The sequence below is a fragment of the Novosphingobium panipatense genome, assembly GCF_900182875.1.
Lineage (GTDB): Bacteria > Pseudomonadota > Alphaproteobacteria > Sphingomonadales > Sphingomonadaceae > Novosphingobium > Novosphingobium panipatense.
Genome location: NZ_FXUI01000001.1, coordinates 224,769 through 243,288 on the forward strand (window position 1 = coordinate 224,769; position 18,520 = coordinate 243,288).

At 64.3% G+C, this 18,520-nt stretch carries 21 protein-coding genes, 1 tRNA gene and 1 pseudogene; 15 read left to right on the plus strand and 8 right to left on the minus strand.

Features of this window, described 5'->3' with window-relative positions; translation table 11 throughout:
• Window positions 1-9: 9 nt before the first annotated feature.
• From QOL62_RS01050 to QOL62_RS01060, 3 genes are all read left to right on the plus strand, one after another.
• Window positions 10-846, plus strand: a complete 837-nt coding sequence (locus tag QOL62_RS01050; RefSeq protein ID WP_283405109.1) for a class I mannose-6-phosphate isomerase — start codon at window positions 10-12, stop codon at window positions 844-846.
• A 6-nt stretch (window positions 847-852) separates the two neighbouring features.
• Window positions 853-1,305, plus strand: coding sequence for a DUF2721 domain-containing protein (locus QOL62_RS01055; RefSeq protein WP_233203787.1), 453 nt, complete (start codon window positions 853-855; stop codon window positions 1,303-1,305).
• A 79-nt stretch (window positions 1,306-1,384) separates the two neighbouring features.
• Window positions 1,385-2,635: an MFS transporter gene (locus QOL62_RS01060; RefSeq protein ID WP_283404861.1), complete on the plus strand. Its 1,251-nt coding sequence runs from the start codon at window positions 1,385-1,387 to the stop codon at window positions 2,633-2,635.
• Here QOL62_RS01060 and QOL62_RS01065 read toward each other — a convergent pair.
• From QOL62_RS01065 to QOL62_RS01075, 3 genes are all read right to left on the minus strand, one after another.
• On the minus strand, window positions 2,605-3,093 hold the full coding sequence (locus QOL62_RS01065; RefSeq protein WP_283404862.1) for a DUF421 domain-containing protein: 489 nt from the start codon (window positions 3,091-3,093) through the stop codon (window positions 2,605-2,607). The genes QOL62_RS01060 and QOL62_RS01065 overlap by 31 nt on opposite strands.
• Before the next feature lie 13 nt (window positions 3,094-3,106).
• Complete coding sequence (locus tag QOL62_RS01070) at window positions 3,107-3,661, minus strand: hypothetical protein (RefSeq protein ID WP_283404863.1); 555 nt, start codon at window positions 3,659-3,661, stop codon at window positions 3,107-3,109.
• 82 nt (window positions 3,662-3,743) lie between these two features.
• The gene (locus QOL62_RS01075; RefSeq protein ID WP_283404864.1) at window positions 3,744-5,504 is read right to left on the minus strand and encodes a fatty acyl-AMP ligase; all 1,761 of its coding nucleotides are present in this window, start codon (window positions 5,502-5,504) and stop codon (window positions 3,744-3,746) included.
• A gap of 150 nt (window positions 5,505-5,654) precedes the next feature.
• Between QOL62_RS01075 and QOL62_RS01080 the strand changes: the two genes are divergently transcribed.
• The 4 genes and pseudogenes from QOL62_RS01080 to QOL62_RS01095 all read left to right on the plus strand — a co-directional run.
• Window positions 5,655-6,227 (plus strand): regulatory protein RecX, encoded by a 573-nt coding sequence (locus QOL62_RS01080; protein ID WP_283404865.1) that lies wholly within the window; start codon window positions 5,655-5,657, stop codon window positions 6,225-6,227.
• Entirely contained in the window at window positions 6,228-6,719 is a 492-nt protein-coding gene (locus QOL62_RS01085) for a DUF192 domain-containing protein (protein ID WP_103728374.1), read from the plus strand.
• Between the two features lie 89 nt (window positions 6,720-6,808).
• A complete protein-coding gene (locus QOL62_RS01090) occupies window positions 6,809-7,216 on the plus strand; it encodes an NADH:ubiquinone oxidoreductase subunit NDUFA12 (RefSeq protein WP_283404866.1) in 408 nt (135 codons plus the stop codon).
• A 242-nt stretch (window positions 7,217-7,458) separates the two neighbouring features.
• A pseudogene (locus tag QOL62_RS01095) lies at window positions 7,459-7,641 on the plus strand (DUF2155 domain-containing protein); the annotation flags it as partial.
• 35 nt (window positions 7,642-7,676) lie between these two features.
• On the opposite strand, the gene aat reads toward QOL62_RS01095, so the two are convergent.
• Window positions 7,677-8,453 carry a leucyl/phenylalanyl-tRNA--protein transferase gene (gene aat / locus QOL62_RS01100; RefSeq protein ID WP_346770656.1) on the minus strand — a complete coding sequence of 259 codons (777 nt, stop codon included), beginning with the start codon at window positions 8,451-8,453 and terminating at the stop codon, window positions 7,677-7,679.
• A 161-nt stretch (window positions 8,454-8,614) separates the two neighbouring features.
• Here aat and QOL62_RS01105 point away from each other — a divergent pair.
• From QOL62_RS01105 to QOL62_RS01135, 7 genes are all read left to right on the plus strand, one after another.
• Window positions 8,615-8,690 (plus strand) — tRNA-Trp (locus tag QOL62_RS01105).
• A gap of 242 nt (window positions 8,691-8,932) precedes the next feature.
• The gene (locus QOL62_RS01110) at window positions 8,933-10,459 is read left to right on the plus strand and encodes a hypothetical protein (RefSeq protein WP_283404868.1); all 1,527 of its coding nucleotides are present in this window, start codon (window positions 8,933-8,935) and stop codon (window positions 10,457-10,459) included.
• Between the two features lie 126 nt (window positions 10,460-10,585).
• Window positions 10,586-10,780 (plus strand): preprotein translocase subunit SecE, encoded by a 195-nt coding sequence (secE, locus tag QOL62_RS01115; protein ID WP_103728377.1) that lies wholly within the window; start codon window positions 10,586-10,588, stop codon window positions 10,778-10,780.
• 28 nt (window positions 10,781-10,808) lie between these two features.
• Window positions 10,809-11,345, plus strand: a complete 537-nt coding sequence (gene nusG, locus QOL62_RS01120; RefSeq protein ID WP_103728378.1) for a transcription termination/antitermination protein NusG — start codon at window positions 10,809-10,811, stop codon at window positions 11,343-11,345.
• A gap of 298 nt (window positions 11,346-11,643) precedes the next feature.
• Complete coding sequence (gene rplK, locus QOL62_RS01125) at window positions 11,644-12,075, plus strand: 50S ribosomal protein L11 (RefSeq protein ID WP_103728379.1); 432 nt, start codon at window positions 11,644-11,646, stop codon at window positions 12,073-12,075.
• A 4-nt stretch (window positions 12,076-12,079) separates the two neighbouring features.
• On the plus strand, window positions 12,080-12,781 hold the full coding sequence (gene rplA, locus QOL62_RS01130; protein WP_103728380.1) for a 50S ribosomal protein L1: 702 nt from the start codon (window positions 12,080-12,082) through the stop codon (window positions 12,779-12,781).
• A gap of 174 nt (window positions 12,782-12,955) precedes the next feature.
• On the plus strand, window positions 12,956-13,804 hold the full coding sequence (locus QOL62_RS01135) for a TauD/TfdA dioxygenase family protein (RefSeq protein WP_283404869.1): 849 nt from the start codon (window positions 12,956-12,958) through the stop codon (window positions 13,802-13,804).
• A gap of 1 nt (window position 13,805) precedes the next feature.
• Here QOL62_RS01135 and QOL62_RS01140 read toward each other — a convergent pair whose 3' ends face one another.
• From QOL62_RS01140 to rimO, 3 genes are all read right to left on the minus strand, one after another.
• Window positions 13,806-14,348 (minus strand): hypothetical protein, encoded by a 543-nt coding sequence (locus QOL62_RS01140; RefSeq protein WP_283404870.1) that lies wholly within the window; start codon window positions 14,346-14,348, stop codon window positions 13,806-13,808.
• 30 nt (window positions 14,349-14,378) lie between these two features.
• Window positions 14,379-15,140, minus strand: a complete 762-nt coding sequence (locus QOL62_RS01145; RefSeq protein WP_103728383.1) for a competence/damage-inducible protein A — start codon at window positions 15,138-15,140, stop codon at window positions 14,379-14,381.
• Window positions 15,141-15,564: 424 nt separating this feature from the next.
• The gene (gene rimO / locus QOL62_RS01150; protein ID WP_283404871.1) at window positions 15,565-16,944 is read right to left on the minus strand and encodes a 30S ribosomal protein S12 methylthiotransferase RimO; all 1,380 of its coding nucleotides are present in this window, start codon (window positions 16,942-16,944) and stop codon (window positions 15,565-15,567) included.
• 141 nt (window positions 16,945-17,085) lie between these two features.
• On the opposite strand from rimO, the gene QOL62_RS01155 reads away from it, so the two are divergent.
• Window positions 17,086-17,478, plus strand: a complete 393-nt coding sequence (locus tag QOL62_RS01155) for a DUF1761 domain-containing protein (RefSeq protein WP_103728385.1) — start codon at window positions 17,086-17,088, stop codon at window positions 17,476-17,478.
• Window positions 17,479-17,481: 3 nt separating this feature from the next.
• Here the strand turns inward: QOL62_RS01155 and QOL62_RS01160 are convergent, their stop codons facing one another.
• Complete coding sequence (locus QOL62_RS01160; RefSeq protein WP_283404872.1) at window positions 17,482-18,519, minus strand: potassium channel family protein; 1,038 nt, start codon at window positions 18,517-18,519, stop codon at window positions 17,482-17,484.
• Window position 18,520 lies beyond the last annotated feature (1 nt).

Genomic DNA, 18,520 nt, shown 5'->3' on the forward strand with positions numbered 1-18,520 from the left:
ACCCTGCCGATGCCTGTTGATGGTCCTCCCGCGTCGCTCCCCATTCGCCAGGTCGAGAAGCCTTGGGGCAAGGATGTCCTGCCTGCGCCGTTCGCGGCACCGCAAGGCAAGCGCATCGGGGAGATCTGGTTCGAGCCGCCCGCCGCCCTGCCGAACCTGCTGGTCAAGTACATCTTCACCAGCGAGGCGCTGTCGGTGCAGGTTCACCCATCGGATGCGCAGACGCTCGCCAAGGGGCTGGGCCTTCAGGGCAAGGAGGAATGCTGGCTCATCGTCGACGCGGAGCCCGGGGCGAAGCTAGGGATCGGCTTTGAACAGGAGATCGGCGGCGACGCCATGCGCGCCGCAGCGCTCGACGGCTCGATCGAACAGCTGATGACGTGGCACGATGTTTCACCGGGTGACTTCTTTTACATTCCGGCGAACACCGTTCATGCGATCGGAGCTGGCGTCAGCCTGATCGAAGTGCAGCAGAACAGCGACATCACGTACCGGCTCTATGACTACGGCCGCCCCCGCGAGTTGCATCTGGAGGAGGGCATCGCTGTCGCGCGGGGGGAGCCGTACTCGCTGGATACCTGGCACAAGCATGTTCCGGAACAGGGATCTCTCACTCTTGTCGACGGTCCTCTCTTCCTGCTGGACCAGATCGAAGGCGCCCCCTCGGACGCGGTGGCGGCTCGCTACCCCGACGCGCTTCTGGTGATCCCGCGCCAAGGAAGCGTGCAGATCGGCGGCGACACTGTCGCGCCGGGCGGATGCGCACTGGCGGCAGGGCTGTCGGACGTGCGATTTGCGGATAAGGGCGTCTGCCTTCTGGCGAGGGCCTGTCCAATCGCCGCATAGGATTGCATGACTGACGGCATGATCGTCCAGACCATTCAACTTGCCCTGACACCGGTCTTTGTTCTGGTGGCCATAGGGAATATCCTGAACATCCTCTCAAGCCGCCTCGGCCGGGTGGTGGACCGTGCGCGCAACCTGCAGGAACGGCACGGCAGTACGCACGGGATCGAGCACGACATGATCGTCAGCGAACTGCGGCTGGTGGACCGGCGCATGACGCTGATCACGCATGCCGTGCGCCTCATGGTGCTCTCGGCCCTCGCGATCGGGATCACGGTGGCCGTTCTCTTCCTCTCCGGGTTGAGCGGCCTGCAATGGCATACCGCCGCTGCCATCACGTTTCTTGCGGCCATCGTGCTGCTCCTGCTCGCCCTGGTACTGTTCCTGCGCGAGACGCAGGTGGCAGCCGAAGCTCTTCGTATTCCGAGCGATTATCTGGAGCTTCACAGGCAGATCTGATTTCGCGCCGCTGCACCATCGTCGCGGCGATTGGACTTTTCGCCGTTTCGCCTAGGTTCGCTCCTCGGGAGAACGACGGATGGCGACAGGCGAGACAGGTGCATCGCAGGAGTGGAAGCGCGGCTGGCCGGTAGTGCTGGCGGCAGTGGCGGGTTTCTCGTTCTTTTCGGTCGTGATTTCAGCAACCGGGCTGTTCATCGAACCGCTCGAGCGGGACTTCGGGTGGGACCGTGCCACGCTCTCGATGGGGCCTGCCATCGCAACGGCCGTGACCGCGCTTCTGTCTCCCTTCTACGGCGCGCTGATCGACCGCTTCGGATCGCGGCGGCTCGGCATCCCCGGTGTCGTGACGACGATGGCAGCGACCTGCATGTTTGCCTTCGCCAATGGTTCGACGACGCAGTGGATCGTGATGTGGATCGTCTTCGGACTGATCCTCACCTCCATCAAGTCGACCATCTGGACCACGGCCGTGGCCGGAACCTTCAGCAAGGGGCGTGGCCTTGCTCTTGGCCTGGCCGTGACCGGGCCAGCCATCGCCCAGACCCTGGTGCCGCCGCTCGGCAACATGCTGATCGAAAGCTTCGGCTGGCGAGCCGCCTACGTATGGTTCGGCCTTGGCTGGGGAGGCGTTACCCTGCTCCTGTGCTGGCTGTTCCTGCACGATGCGCACGATCGGCAGCCTGCCGGTGACAAGTCAAGGGGCGGCGCCCTTCCGGGGCTTCACAGGCATGAAGCGTGGCGAAGCCGTGCCCTCCTTCAGGTGGCGCTATCTTCCTTCATCGTCATGATGATGACGATCGGGCTGGCCATCCATCTGTTCCCCATCCTCACCGAGGCGGGAGTGGCGCGATCGGAAGCAGCCTGGCTCCTTTCGCTGGGCGGGATCGCGGGCATCGTGGGAAAACTCGTAACCGGCGCCTTGCTCGACCGCTTCCGCCCGAACTGGACCGGCAGCCTGACCATGGGCGTCACGGCCGTCACCTTCGTGGTGCTGATCTGGTTTCTGCATTCGATGCCGGCGCTGATCATAGCGCTGATCATCAACGGCTATGCGGCCGGATCGAAGACACAGATTACCGCGTTCCTCACCGCAGGCTATGCGGGTCTGCGCAACTTCGGCATGATCTACGGCGTCATGTCCGCCCTCGTGGCTCTCGCTTCCGGACTGGGGCCGTGGCTGGCGGGAAAGGTCTATGACGTGACGGGCGGATATGAGCCATTTCTCTGGACGGGCGCGATCGGCTGCGTCGTGGGCGGGGCCTTGCTCCTGGCCCTGCCGCCGATGCCGAGATGGGATCAGGCCGAGAGCGTCTCTTCGTCCGCATAGCGCTGGTCCGGTTCGGAATCGTCCTTCCGAATGAAGCTGATCTTGCCTTCCGGTTCAAGGATGGCCCAGGCGATCTGGCGCAGGCTGGATATCCCCGCAAGCCGCATCTCGACGGCGAGTTCGGCGTCGTCGATCCGCTCCTCATCGAGATTGCCCTTCAGCAGCCGCCCATCGCGGACCAGCACTACGGGCCGGCTTTTCAGCCCCTGGCGCGCCTTGGGGAACCGGTGCGAGACGATACCCATGACGAAGCTCCAGGCCGCGAAAGTGAAGATCGCCAGCGTCGCCCCTGTTAGCGAGAAGTCCTGGTGTGTCACGCCCTGCTGGATGAGATCGCCGGTCACGATCAGGGACAGCAGTTCGAATGGCGCCATCTGGCCCAGTTCGCGTTTGCCCATCAGCCGCAGCAGCACATAGACCACTACGAACATCACTGAGGCGCGGATCACGATCTCCATCAGGATGGCTCCATCAGGGCAGCACCGTCACCTTGACCGGGACGGCGAGCAGGGGGCGTTCGCCGTCCCTGATTTCCATGCTACCGGATAGCGTCCGAAGGGCGCGTGGTTGTATTTGCCCGTCGATCTTGAGTCTGAAGGCTTCACCGGCCTTCACTTTCCCGAAGTGATAGGCGTAACGACCGTCCAGCGCCTCGGCGCTCTCGGCGTCGGGAACCAGCGTGTCGATGCTCATCCCGCGCCAGAGCGTATCGTCGACGGCGACGACAAGATCCCCGGCGTCCACCGCCGGCGTCACGGTGACAACGGTTTCAAACCAGTTGCCGCTGCGCAGGATCGGTTCGTATTCGATCACCGCCCTGGCATCACGCGCGCGGTATTCCGTCACTTCGGGCGAACCGCCGCCCAGCCAGCCCATCAGGGCGCTGCCGAGTACCGCCAGGAAGACCAGCGCGGCCAAGGGTGTGCGCCAGCGGGAGGCGGGGGAAACCTCGCAGTGTACGGGGTCGATGCCGTACGGTGGCTTCACGGACGTGCTGTCGGTCGACATGGCAGGAAAGAAAGCCATGCCTTCCTTCTTTGTTCCAGCGCACGAAAAAGGCGGGGCTCCTTTCGGAACCCCGCCTTGAACGCTTGCTTTGGGCGAGCGGTCAGGCCGCGAGCTTGAACGGCTCGATCTCGCCGGAAAGGTAGAGCTTCTTGGCCTTGGCACGGCTGAGCTTGCCCGAACTGGTGCGCGGCAGGCTCTTTGGTGGAACCAGTTCCACCACGCAGTTCATGCCGGTGATTGAGCGCACCTTGTCGCGGATCAGGTCACGCAGTTCCACGCGCTTGACCGGATCGGAGACGCGGCAGTGAACCAGCACCGCCGGCGCTTCCTCGCCGTTGTCCATTTCCACCGAGAAGGCGGCGATGTCGCCATGGTTGAAGCCGGGCAACTGCTCCACGGCCCACTCGATGTCCTGGGGCCAGTGATTCTTGCCGTTGATGATGATCATGTCCTTGGCGCGGCCGACGATGAACAGGTACCCGCCGGCCATGTAGCCCATGTCACCCGTGTCCAGCCAGCCGTCGACCATGCAGGCGGCCGTCGCCTCCGGGTCGCGGAAGTAGGAGTGCATGACCGAGGTGCCACGGCACCAGACCTTGCCGATCTGGTGATCGCTCAAGGTGTCGCCACTCTCGCCCCGGATCACGACTTCCATGTCGCGCACCGGCTTTCCGCAGTTGACGATGGCGCGGTAGCGGGCAGGGCGGCTGAGGTCGCGCGGGGCGCCCGACAAGCGTTCTTCCTCGACCAGTTCGACGCGGATGCCTTCGCCCGGCGGCATGATGGTGACGGCAAGGGTCGCTTCGGCCAGGCCGTAGCTGGGCAGGAACGCGCTTGCCTTGAAGCCCGCGTCGGCGAAGGCATTGACGAAGTTCTGCATGACGTCTGGCCGGATCATGTCCGCGCCGTTGCCGGCCAGGCGCCAGCGCGACAGGTCGAAGCGGTCGCTCACCGGGCTCTGGCTGGAGATGCGGCGGGCGCAGATATCGTAGCCGAAGGTCGGCGAGTAGGACACAGAGGTGCCCGTGTTGCGCGTGATCAGGTCCAGCCACGCGAGCGGACGGCGGGCAAAATCCTCAGTCTTGAGGTAGTCGCCCGAGACCTGGTTGGCGATCAGCGAGAGGAAGCAGCCGACGAGGCCCATGTCGTGATACCACGGCAGCCACGATATGCAGCGGTCGCCGGGTTCAAGCTTCATGCCGTGGCTGTGGGCGGCAAGGTTCGCCAGCAACTGGCTGTGCGTGACCGCGACGCCATGGGGAAAGCGGGTGGAGCCCGACGAGTACTGCAGATAGCAGATGTCGTCCGGCGAGGCCTTGGGAAGCTCTACCTCGGGCGCGTCCTTCGCAGCGAAATCCGCCCAGGTGGCGTGGGCGCAGCCCTGGCGTTCGGCGGCGGCGGCGGTCATCGCGCCGATCTCGTCCGGGCCGACCAGCAGCACCGGGTCCGAGCTGGAAAGCTGGACGGCCAGCTGTTCGATGTAGTTGTCCTTGCCGCCGAAACTGGTGGGCAGCGGCAGGGGAACGGGCCAGGCACCGGCGTAGACGGCGCCGCAGAACAGCGCCGCGAAATCGACCCCGGTTTCGGCGATGAGCGCGACCCGGTCGTCCTTCTTCACGCCGCGGGCGACGAGAGCGTGCGCAACCTTCAGCGCGTCCGTGCGTAATTCCGAAAACGGATAGACGCGGATCAGCGTACCGCGCGGGTCATGGAAGTTGAACCCGCGTTTGCCCTCAGCGGCATAATCCAGGGCGTCGCCAAATGTGGCGAAGTCGGCGAAGATGCGCGTCTGCGTATCTTCGTTCGGGGTGGGGATGAGTGCCTGCCCCAGATTCGGCACCACGTCGATGGTGTCGGCCATATGTTCTAACCCGTTGTAGTTATACCGTTACTCTCACGAGACGGCGCTTTTACCCGGCGCATTGTGAACCGGAGTTGGCTATGGTTGCGTCCCGTTGCGGTCTCGCGCACCCTCCCCAATCCTGCCTGAGTGTGGCACGAATAGGGCAGCATGTCGGACAAGCGTCGCAATTCCCACCGCAGTGGGCCACCACCCTTGAATCCCACCCGCCTCGAGGAACTGGCGCTGGCCTATGTCGCGCGTTTCGCCACGACGCAAGCCAAGTTGCGCGGTTATCTGCAGCGCAAGCTGCGGGAACGGGGTTGGGACGGGGAGGACGCGCCGCCCCTCGACGCCCTCATCGCCCGGTACTGCGAGCGCGGCTACATCGACGATGCCGCCTGGGCACGGATGAAGGCCGGGAGCCTGCTGCGGCGCGGCTATGGCGCGCGGCGGGTAGGCGAGGCGCTCGGGCAGGCGGGTGTTGAGGAGGCGCTTCGGATCGAGGCACGGCCAGCCGTCGCGGACCAGCGCCGCGCGGCGCTCGTGCTGGCGCGGCGGAGGCGGTTCGGCCCCTTCGCGCTCGCCACGAGCCGTGACCTGGCCGACCCGAAAACGCGCGATCGGCAGCTTGCCGCGATGTTGCGTGCCGGTCACCCGCTCGACATCGCGCGCCGGATCGTCGAGAGCGATGACGCCGACGCCCTCGAGGACTGGGCCGAGTCGGACTTTGGAGACTGTTGAATGCGCCTGACCCGTTCCATCACCGCTCTGTCGCTCCTGCTGGCTTGCGCCGCCTGTTCGCAGACCGGGCATGAAGCGACGGCGAAGCCGACGGCCACACGTCCGGCCGTTCATCCCGTATCCGGACTGCCCGTGGTGCCGCTGACGGTAACCTCGGCCAACGGCACGCACACCTTTCAGGTGGAAGTCGCCTCCACGACCGAGCAGCAGGCCAAGGGGCTGATGTTCCGCACCGAGATGGGCGAGAACGAAGGCATGATCTTCCCCAACAAGCCGCCGCGCCCCTCATCGTTCTGGATGCACAACACGGTGATCTCGCTCGACCTCATCTTCATCGGTCCCGACCATCGCATTCTCAACATCATTCCTGAAGCGGTGCCCTACGACGAAACACCGCTCCGTTCCGACGGCGTGGCCGCCGCGGTGCTGGAGCTGAACGGCGGGCGTGCCGCCCAGCTGGGCCTCAAGGCTGGCGACAAGGTGCGCTGGTGAGGCGAAACCGCCCGCTTCGTGGATGAAGCCGCGTTTCGGCCCCTCTTCACCCTTGCCTTGGAGGTGGGTTCGGGGCTAACGCGCGGCTCATGGGAATCCTGTCCAAGATCTTCACCTGGTGGGACGGCGCCACCATCGGCACCTCGCTCTGGAGCTCGCGCAACGGCGAGCATGTCGGCACCGACTCACAGGGCAACAAGTACTATCGTTCCAAGAACAACAAGGTGAAGACGGCTGAAGGGCTGGACCGCCGGTGGGTGATCTACGCCGGCGCCAACGATGCCAGCAACGTTCCGGCCGAATGGCATGGCTGGCTGCACCACCAGTACGACGGCGTTCCCGAAAGCCATCTGCCACCGCCGCGCATCTGGGAGGTGGATTACACCCCCAACGCCACTGGCACGGCAACGGCGTACCGTCCGCAGGGCGCGCTTGAGCGGGGTGGCCGCCGCGCCGCCGCGACGGGCGACTACGAAGCCTGGTCCCCGGAAGCCTGAGGGTTCCCCTCGTGACTCGCTTGAGGATTGCGACGGCGCTTTCGCTGCTGTCGGTCCTTGCGGCCTGCGGCAGCGAACCTGCGCCGGAAGTGCAGGACACCAGCGTGCCGGACGCCATCGCCGGGATGCAGGCCGCGCCTGCCCAGGCGGCGCAGGGCCAGCAGATCGGAACGCCCAACAAGGACCGTGTGGTCACGCTGGGCGTGCTCAACAAGCGCAACAACCTCACTCAGAACCTGGTGATGAAGCCGGGCGAATCGCGGCGTATCGGCAATCTCGTCGTGAAGGTCGCTACGTGCGAGAAGACGCTTCCCTGGGAACGGCCTCAGGAAGAGGGCGCTTTCGTGCAGGTCTTCGTCGAGCAGCGACGCACCACGGCTGAGAAGCTGGCGTGGCACAAGGTGTTCTCAGGCTGGCTGTTTAGGAACAATCCCGGCGCCAACGTGGTCGAGCATCCCGTCTATGACGTCTGGGTCAAGAGCTGCGCGATGAGCTTCCCGGGCGAAGAGGAAAGCCCGGCGGAAGCGGCTTCGTCCAGCAGGGCTGCGAAGGCGTCCGGCAACGGTGGCACGCCCGCGGCGGCGCCGACGGCGGAGCCGGTGCCCGCGCCGACTCCCACTCCCGAAGAGCCCGAGCCGGTCGAGGAACCAGCGGTCGAGGAGTGATCGGCCGAATGGTGCGCCTGCGCCGCCTGCAGCAGCGCAAGATAACGCTTCTGGGGAATCTCGACAGCCCCGAGCGAGGCGAGGTGCGGGGTGAGGAACTGGCAGTCCAGCAGTGTCGCGCCCGCCCGGCGCAGCGCCGCCACTAGCCAGCACAGTGCTATCTTCGATGAATCGCTAACGGTCGAGAACATCGATTCGCCGCAGAACACCCGGTCAAAGCCGACACCGTAAAGTCCGCCCACCAGTTCGCCTTCGCGCCACACCTCGATCGAGTGAGCGTGGCCTAGGAAGTGGAGGTTTTCGTAACTCGCCTGGATGCGATGGCTGATCCAGCTGCCGCCTTCCTGGTCCGCGTCGCCGCGGCGCGGCGCCGCGCAGGCATCCATCACCTGAGCGAAGGCGCGGTTGCAGGTCACGTCGAACTTCCCGCGCTTCAAGGTGCGGGCAAGGGACTGCGACAGATGAAGTCCGTCCAGCGGAAGGATGGCGCGCAGGCGCGGCTCGATCCAGAAGATCTCCGGATCGTCGCGGCTGTCCGACATCGGAAATATCCCGCTTCGGTAAGCGAGCATCAGCAGTTCGGGTTCGATGATCGGGTTTGACCGGGGGGCGTGCACGGCATCATACTAGCAGAACGTGAGCGCCAGTGCACTAAGCCGCGCACTATTGCGTTTGACTGGAAAATCCCCGCTTGCCATCCTGGCGGTCTCCCATTAGAGGCCGCCGAGCCCGCAGGAGTGTAGCTCAGTTGGTAGAGCATCGGTCTCCAAAACCGAGGGCCCACGGTTCGAGTCCGTGCACTCCTGCCAGCACTTTTCCGATAAATCGACGCTTACCCCAGCGGGGGCACCTGCTCCGCCGGGCGCTTGCTCAACCGGACGGATCTGCCGCGCGCCCGGGGCTTGGCAGCGGTGCGGAACGCGCTTCGCCGCACGCGCGCGGGAAGAGGGTGCTGCGCGGGATTCATTTGCGGGCAAACTTGCTCTAGGAGAGCCCGTTCGCCGATTCGGACAGTTGTCGAACGGACAAAGCGGGAAAGATCCAGTCGCACATGCACGCCAGCGCGCAGCCTGAGACAGTCGAGGCCGGTCCCGGCCGGAGCAGCGAGACGTACAAGCGGACACGCCACGAGGCAGTGTGGATGGGCTTTGTCCTGTCCTGCCTCGCCATGCTTCCGGCCATCGTAGCCTGGACGCCGCAGATGACGGATTATCCGTCGCACCTGGCCGGATACAAGATCATGCTCGACCATGGGCACGATCCGTTCCTGACGCGCTACTTCCTGTTCAAGTGGCACTGGACCGGCAACCTCGGCGTCGAATTGCTGATGGTGCCGCTCACCCCGATCCTGGGCCTGGAAGCGGCCGGGCGCTTCATCGTGGCGGTCATTCCGTTCCTCACCGGCATGGCGATCATGGCAGTCGAGTGGAGCTTGCGGAAGCGGGTCGGGGTCGGTGCGATCCTGGCTTTTGCGATGATCTGGTCGCCCTCGTTCCTCATGGGATTCCTCAATTACTCGCTGTCCATAGCCGTGGCGCTGTTCATCTTTGCCGCCTGGGTGCGACTGGGGAACTGGCCCTGGCGGTGGGCGGTGATGATCCCTGCAGGCTTCGTGGTCTGGCTCTGCCACGTATCGGGGTGGGGCGTTATGGGCGTCCTGGTATTCGGCTACGAATGGTCGCGCCGTTCCGGGTGGAGGGACTGGCGGCCGTTCCTGAAGCCATGGCCGCTGATCTTCCCGCTGCTGCCGATGCTGCTTGGCGTCGGTGCGAACACGAAGGTGTCCTACGGCCGCTGGGGCGTGCTCGAATACAAGTGGCAGATCCTCTACAAGGCGATGCGCAGCTACGACAAGGTCTTCGACATCACCAGCCTGTGCCTGGTGATGGCGGTGGTCGTGGCCGCACTGATCATCCGGCGCTTTGATGGCCGGGTCGGCTGGGCCGCGCTGATCCTGCTCGTGCTGACACTGCTCGTGCCGCGTCAGATCTTCGGCGGGGACTATGCGGATTATCGACTGAGCACGACCGCGCTGCTGGTTGCGTGCCTTGCGATCGACTGGCCCGTGCCGCGCTGGGGCCTTGCGCTGGCGGGGCTCCTGTTCAGCGCCCGCATCGCGGTGACCACGGTGGTCTGGTACGAGGACGCGCAGACCTCGCGCCAACTGATCGGTGCTCTCGACCATGTGCCCGAAGGTGCGCGGGTGGCGACGGCCGTGGCAATTCCGCGGCAGCAGTGGCTGTTCGGCCCGTTCGAGCATTTCGGCAGCTATGCCGTCGTGCGCCGCAGTTCGATGGAGAACTCCAACTTCGCGCTTCCAGACGTGCACATGCTCTCGATGCGCGAGACGCGCTATCGCTTCAACGACCCGACGCAGCGCATCCTCTATGGCGAAAACCAGCGCATAGACTTGCGCAAGTTCAAGCCGGCGCGCCACGCCGATTACTTGTGGTTCATCGGCACCAAGGCGCCGATCGCGATCCCGGACGGCGCCCGGATCGTCTATGCGACGCCCAACTCCTTTCTTGCCCGGCTCCCGGATTCGGTGGACCTTGCAAATCCGGGCAACGGAAGCTAAATCCCCGGTTCCTCCCGACAGGCGGACTTCATCAGCCCCTCCCGGCCAAGGCCGGGGCGGCGATGGCCCCTAGGCGGAAGACACGCAAATTTCCGCGCCGAGCGGCATATTAGAGAGCGACGTAAGATGGCCAAGATCACCCCCGGCGAATTCATGCGCCAGGTTCAGGCGGAAGCGCGCAAGGTCCACTGGCCGTCTCGCCAGGAGACGGTGACGACGGCCATTTTCGTGGGCCTGATGACGGTGCTTCTGGCTGTGTTCTTCCTGGGCATCGACGCGCTGTTCGGCTGGGTCGTCAGCGCGCTGCTGTCGGCCCTTTAATCGCCAGACCTTAGGACGAAGAGACAACATGGCCCGCTGGTACATCATCCACGCCTATTCCGGCTTCGAGAACAAGGTTAAGGAAGCCATCATCACCGAGGCCGAGCGCATCGGCCTCTCGCAGCTTGTCGAGGACGTCCAGGTTCCCTCGGAAACCATCACCGAGGTGAAGCGCGGCAAGAAGGTCCAGACCGAGCGGAAGACCATGCCCGGCTACGTTCTCGCCAAGCTGACGCTGAACGATGACGTCTACCATCTCGTGAAGAACACGCCGAAGGTGACGGGCTTCCTTGGCAACAACGGCAAGCCGCAGGCCATCAGCGAGAGCGAGGCTTCGCGTTACTTCGGCGCGGCCGAAGCGGCCGCCGCCGCGCCGCGCAAGACCGTCAACATCGACTACGAGATCGGCGATTCGGTGAAGGTGCTGGACGGCCCGTTCGCCAGCTTCAACGGCATCGTCGAAGAACTCGACTTCGACAAGAACCGCGTCAAGGTTGCGGTGTCGATCTTCGGCCGCGCCACGCCGGTCGAGCTGGAGTTCGAGCACGTCGAACTCAGCAAGTAAGGCGGCAGCGCTTTCGCGGTCTCGGCGTCTGACGGGACTTGCGTGCCGCGCCAGTCGAAACGCCCTGCCGCCGTGCAGGGCGTTTTCGTGTTCGCAGCAGGGTTCCCCTCCGGTAAGCGGTAAGGGGGCGCGCGGCTGCAAACCAGCGCTTCCCTTTAGCGGGCTTTTCGTATAGGGGCGCCCCCTTCGGAGCGGCTTTGGCCGTGACGATTCCCTGCGGGAGGGCTTCAGGGCCCGTGACACCGCTAGGCATGAGCGTCGGCGTCATCGACGCGACAGTGTGAAAAGGAGCGGCCACATGGCCAAGAAGATTACAGGCTACATCAAGCTGCAGGTTCCGGCCGGCAAGGCCAACCCGTCGCCGCCGATCGGTCCGGCGCTGGGTCAGCGCGGCGTGAACATCATGGAATTCTGCAAGGCGTTCAACGCCGCGACGCAGGAACTCGAGAACGGCATGCCGATCCCGACCATCATCACGGTCTACGCGGATCGCAGCTTCACCTTCGTCACCAAGACCCCGCCCGCAACCTTCCTCATCAAGAAGGCCGCCGGACTGAAGTCGGGTTCGAAGGAGCCGGGCAAGGTTTCGGCCGGAACGATCAAGCGCTCGCAGCTTGCTGAGATCGCACAGGTCAAGATGCCCGATCTGAACGCCAACGACATCGAAGCGGCGACGAAGATCATCGAAGGCTCCGCGCGCGCGATGGGCCTCCAAGTGGTGGAGGGCTGATAAGATGGCCAAGCAGACCAAGAACCAGAAGGCCCGTGCTGCGAAGCTGGGCGACAACATGAAGCTCTACGGTGTCGACGAAGCGCTGCAGACGCTGCGCGACGTCAAGACCACCAAGTTCGACGAGACCATCGAAGTCGCGATGAACCTGGGCGTTGACCCGCGTCACGCCGACCAGATGGTCCGTGGCATGGTTTCGCTTCCGGCCGGCACCGGCAAGACCGTTCGCGTCGCCGTGTTCGCCAAGGGCGACAAGGCTGCCGAAGCTCTCGCAGCCGGTGCGGACAAGGTTGGCGCCGAAGACCTCATGGAAGACATGCAGGCCGGCAACCTCGACTACGACCGCGTCATCGCCACCCCGGACATGATGGGCGTCGTCGGCCGTCTCGGCAAGCTGCTGGGCCCCAAGGGCCTGATGCCGAACCCGAAGCTGGGCACCGTCACCCCGAACGTGACGCAGGCCGTGAAGGACGCCAAGGGCGGCCAGATCGAGTTCCGCGTCGAGAAGCAGGGCATCATCCACGCCGGCATCGGCAAGATGTCGTTCTCGGATGCCGACCTGAAGACCAACTTCACGGCGTTCGTCGACGCGATTGTCAAGGCGAAGCCGTCGGGTGCCAAGGGCAAGTACGTTCGCAAGATCTCGCTCTCGTCCTCGATGGGCCCGGGCCTCAAGATCGACACGACCGAGATCGCCGGCGCCTGATTTCAGCGCCGACGTAACGGATTGAAGGGCCGGGAGGGAGACCTCCCGGCCCTTTTCGTTTGTCCGCCCCGGCGGTGTCTTTGTCTCGGCCCGCCAGCCCATTTACTGCCCGCGCAATTGGCTGTAGGTCGATGCTGTACACATGTTCAGTATCCTGCCGGGAGAGGCGGCCACATGGCTATTCGTTTCGAAGACATCAAGGAGCACATAGGGTCACGCGTGATCTGGGGCGATCGCACCGAACTTTTCACGCCCGAAGCGGCGCAAGCGATTCGCGCCAAAGTGGAAGAGCGCACAGTTCTGGTTTTCCCCGAAGTTCACCTCTCGGACGAAGAGCAGCTCGCCATCACGGAGGCCATGGGCGAGAAGGTGCGTCTGACCGCGCGCAACAACGTCCAGAGCACCGATCAGGACGTCTATCAGGTGACGCTGGACGAGAAGATCAACCCGCAGCCCGAATACGTGCTCGGGACCTTCTTCTGGCATATGGACGGGATCACCGTGGACATGCCGCCGCCGTTTGCCACCCTGTTGTCCTGCCGCATCGCGCCGGATAAGGGCGGGGAGACGGAATTTGCCAGCACCTACGCCGCCTACGAAGGGCTGTCGGAGGAAGAAAAGCAGGCGCTGGAGGGTCTCACGGCCGTCCACTCGGTCCGCGCCAGCCTTTCCCCCATCGCCGACGCCATCCCGGAAAAGCACCGTGAAAAGGTGCTCGGGATCGGGCTTGTGAAGGAGCATCCGCTGGTCTGGACGCACGAGTCCGGTCGCAAATCGATGGTGATCGGAACCACCGCCGATCACATCGTGGGCATGGAGGTGCCGGCCGGCCGTGCTATGCTCATCCGCCTGCAGGAATGGGCCGCGCAACCCGCCTTTTCCCTGCGTCATAAGTGGACGAAGGGTGACTTTGTGATCTGGGACAACACCGGCGCGATGCACCGGGCCATCCCTTATGACAAGTCGACCGGCCGCATGATGCACCGCACCTCGATCGCGGGAACCGAGGCGGTCGCGGCGTGAATCAGCGCGGCGGCGGGCGCAGGTTCGTCGCCGTGTAGCATTCCACCAGGTACGCCAGCGGACGCCCGTCCGGCAGGACCAGGATCGCCTGATGCGTCGATATGGTGCCCGCCGGGCAGCCGCGGGCTGGGCCGGCCGTGACCGAAAGCGGCCGGCGCCGGAAGTCCAGCGCCGCCACCACTTTGCCGAACGGCACGTCCGACGAGCGGAGCGCCTCGTTCATCGGCGCAGTCAGACGCTCCGAAACGTACCAGTTCCATGCGACGGAAAGGACAAGAGGGCCACAGCGCAGATGCACGTTGCGCTGTGTCACGCCTTCGCCTTCGTTCAGGGCAAGCCGAGCCCGAAGTTCCGGGTCCACCTCGCCCTCCTGCTGGCTGAGCGTTTCTGCCGTGATCCGTGGCGGGTGGCCCAGCCCGCGCCGGGCGCACCATTCCTCCAGCGCCAGAGTTGCGCTGTCATGACGGCGCAGGACCGCTTCGAACTCCTCCAGCGTTGCCGGGGCGAAGGGAGGCGCGGCGGCAGGCATTGCTGCAGGAATCATGGGGGTGACCATCAGCGCAGCGGCGGCCGATCAGATACCGCCGGGAACTGCGGTTCGACCCATGGCGGATAACCCGTCGATGAGAGCGCGTGTGCAGGCCGCAAGGTCTTCGGCGCTGACAGACCGGATGACGAAATTGGCGCCGGTCCGGCCTTCACCCCAGAACGGGTACGAGCCGATCTGGCAGCTTTCGAAGGCCTTCTCCGTTTGGCGCAGGAGTTCGGCCACTTCGCTCTCGCCCACCCAGCAACCGACGGTTTCGGACAGCAGCGGTGCGCCGCCCTCCAGCTCGCCGGACAAGGCGTCGAGCATCCCGGCGGTGATGCTGGGCACGCCCGCCATGATGAAGATATTGCCGCAGCGGATTCCGGGAGCGCCCGTGTAGCGGTTGGGGATGAGGCTGGATCCTTCCGGCGCGCGCGCCATCCGGAGACGCGCCTCTGTCAGGCCGCCCCGGGTCTCATAGTAGCCTTCAAGAATGGCGCGGGCTTCGGGGTGCACGACGACCGGCACGCCCAGGGCCTCGGCGATGGCATCCACCGTGATGTCGTCGTGAGTGGGCCCGATGCCGCCGGTGGTAAAAAGATAATCGTTGCGCACACGCAGCGTGTTGACCGCTTCGACAATCGCGGCGGTCTCGTCCGCCACGACGCGAACCTCCTTCAGCCGAATGCCTTGTACCTGCAGCCAGGCGGCGACCTGCGCGATGTTCTTGTCGTGAGTGCGGCCAGACAGGATCTCGTCTCCGATGACGACGAGGGCGGCGGTGAAGATTCGCTGCGAAGAAGCCATTCGGTTTCGCTAGGGCAATTACGCCGCCACTGCCAGTCACCTCGGCAGCCAGGCATACGGTCCCATGACAAAACGCAAAAAGAAAGGGCCGGTCCGAGGACCAGCCCTGTAAAAGTTTTGGGAGAGGATGCCTGAAAGGCCCGATCCTTATGCCCGGGGGACCGACATGCTGCAAATGCGAAAAGATTGAGCTTTGTTGCAAGCCTTGCAACTTGCCATCTGGGAGTTGTGCCGCGCGTAGCAACGGGGAAAGACCCAGCAGCCATGCGCGATAGGCAAAAAAAAAGGGCCGGTCCGAAGACCAGCCCTGTAGAAGTTTTGGGAGAGGATGCCTGAAAGGCCCGCCCTATATGAAGTTCAGCCCTGATTTCCGCAAACGCGAAAACCTTTACCGAAGTTGCAAGGCATGCAAGTGGTGAAAGCGTTACGCGCGGCGCACTGCTCCATACAGATCGTGCTCATCCGCATCTTCGATGAAAACGTCAACAATATCACCGACTTGTACGCCAGAAGCGTCCCGCAGGAAGACGTTGCCATCGATTTCCGGAGCATCCGCCTGTGAACGCCCGGTTGCGCCCACATCACCATCTTCATCCGCTTCGCCGACTTCATCGATGATGACAGGAAGCACGCGGCCGACCTTCGCCTGGAGTTTTGCGGCGCTGATGGCGGCAGTCTTTTCCATGATGCGTGCGTAACGCTCTTCCTTCACCTCTTCAGGCACGGGATCGGGGAGGGTGTTCGCCGCAGCGCCCTCGACCGGCTCGAAGCGAAAAGCGCCGACGCGATCGAGTTGTGCTTCGTCCAGCCAGTCCAGCAGGTACTGGAAGTCCTGCTCGGTCTCGCCGGGGAAGCCGACAACGAAGCTGGAGCGGATGGCGATATCCGGGCAGATCTCGCGCCACTTGTGGATGCGGTCCAGCACCTTGGCCTCGTTGGCGGGGCGCTTCATGGATTTCAGCACCGAAGGCGCGGCATGCTGGAACGGGATGTCGAGGTAAGGCGTCAGCAGCCCTTCGGCCATGAGCGGGATCACGGCGTCCACATGGGGGTACGGGTAGACGTAGTGCAGCCGCACCCAAGGCTTGCGCCCTTGCGCATCGCTCAACTGGCCCAGTTCACGGGCGAGATCGGTCATGTGCGTGCGTACCGGGTGATTCTTCCAGGTGCGCTCTTCGTGTCGCACGTCGACACCATAGGCCGACGTGTCCTGGCTGATCACCAGCAGTTCGCGCGTGCCCGCCTGCACCAGCTTTTCGGCCTCACGCAGCACCGCGTCGATACGGCGGCTCGCCAGCTTGCCGCGAAGGCTGGGGATGATGCAGAACGAGCAGGCGTGGTTGCAGCCCTCTGAGATCTTCAGATAACCGTAGTGACGCGGCGTCAGCTTCACGCCGGCTTCGTCATAGGCCTGCGGGATCAGGTCCAGATACGGCGAGAGTTCGGGCGGGGCGGCATCATGGACGGCTTCGACAACCGCTTCATACTGGTGCGCGCCGGTGACGGCGAGGACTTGCGGGAACTTCGCGCGGATGACCTCTGCCTCGTTGCCCATGCAACCGGTGACGATCACACGGCCATTCTCGGAGATCGCTTCGCCGATCGCGGCGAGGCTTTCCTCCTTGGCGGAATCGAGGAAGCCGCACGTGTTGACGAGCACGACGTCGGCCCCGGCATAATCGGGGCTCATGTCGTAGCCGTCTGCACGCAGGCGGGTGAGAATACGCTCGGAATCAACGAGCGCCTTGGGGCAGCCGAGGCTGACCATGCCGACTTTCGGCGGGGAGGGGAGTTCTATAGCCATGGGATTGCCGCGCCCGATACTCGCATTGGGGCCGCGAGTCACGAAAAACGAGCTTTGCGGATGATTCGCAAAACTTGCACAAGTCTGCGGAGCCTGCAAGTAAGGCGCCGTTACAAGAGCTTGTCACCAAGGGAGAGAGACATGGGGGCCGTAAACTGGCTGGCCGTGGTTCTGGCAGCAGCAGTAGGGGTGTTGATCGGGGCGCTCCGCACCGGACGGCCTTCTCAGGGAGGACGCCAGATCGTTCCCGGGAAAGCCGAGCTTGCGGGAAACTACGCGACCGCGATCATCGTCTTCCTCATCGGGGCGACCATGCTTGGCCACAGCTTCGCGCGGATCGGAAGCGAGACCCTGGCGGTGAAGCCCTGGCTCTATTTCATGCAAAGCGGCGGCGTCGCGCTCGCCTTCGTGGTGCCGGCGGTCTGGATCACGCATGTGCATAATCGCGTCGAACCGCTGCGCCGGGTCATCGATTGCCTGTTCTGGATCGTCTCGTATCTTGGGATGGGCATCGTCTTCTGGGCGCTGGGCTGAGGCTCAACGCTCCTGCGTGGAGGTGACCTCGACCACCACGTCGCCCGGCTGCAGTGCGTGAGTCTCCGGTTCCCAGAAGCCGTAGGCGGCCTGTCCCCTGTAGATCCGTACACCCTTGCCGGTGCGGATATCGTCGAGTGAATGTCCGATTTCCTCAGGCAGCACTTCGCGTTCCACCAGTTGCACCCGGCCGCTGACCGAGGCCAGGTCCGACATGTACTCCGCGATATGCTTGCCCTGGGCGGAGCCGGCAAGCAGCAGCCCGGTAAAGCGAACGGGGTTGATGACGTTGTCGGCTCCGGCCTGGACGGCAAGCACTTCGTTGTCGTCGGCCCGGATTACGGCGGTGATGGGAACGCCGGGCGCGAGGTGGCGAGCGGTCAGGAGGATGAGGATCGTTGTATCGTCCCGCCCCGCCGAGACGAGAATCGTGCGCGCGCGCTCGATGCGCACTGAGGCGAGAGTTTCGTCCCGGGTGGCGTCGCCTTCAAGGACGTTGCAGCCTATCCGCTCGGCCTGCTGGAGGCGGGCGGGCGACGGGTCGACAACGACAATGCAGGCCGGGTCCGTGCCACGCTCGATCAGTTCCCGCACGGCTTCGGAGCCGCTCACTCCATAGCCCAGCACGACCACGTGATCGGAAAGGCGCTCCTGGATGCGCTTCATGCGCCAGCTCTCCCAGCTATGCTTGATGAAGTAGTTGTACGCCGTTCCCACGAAGATGAAGATCACGGCGAAGCGGATGGGGGTGACGATGACGGCTTCGATCAGCCGCGACTTGTCGCTCACCGGGGCGATGTCGCCGAAGCCGGTAGTCGTTATCGATATCATCGTGAAGTAGAAGACGTCGAGGAAACTGACGTAGCCGTCGTGCGTGTCCTTCAGGCCCTCCCGGTCCACCCAGTGGATGAGGACGACGAACATCACCAGCGCGAGAGCACCGCCCAGCCGCAGCCCGAGATCGGCCCAGACCGGCAGATCTATCGCGCGTCTGAGGGGCTTTCGCACCGAGAGAGGCAAAGGCGCGCGACGTCTGGCCATG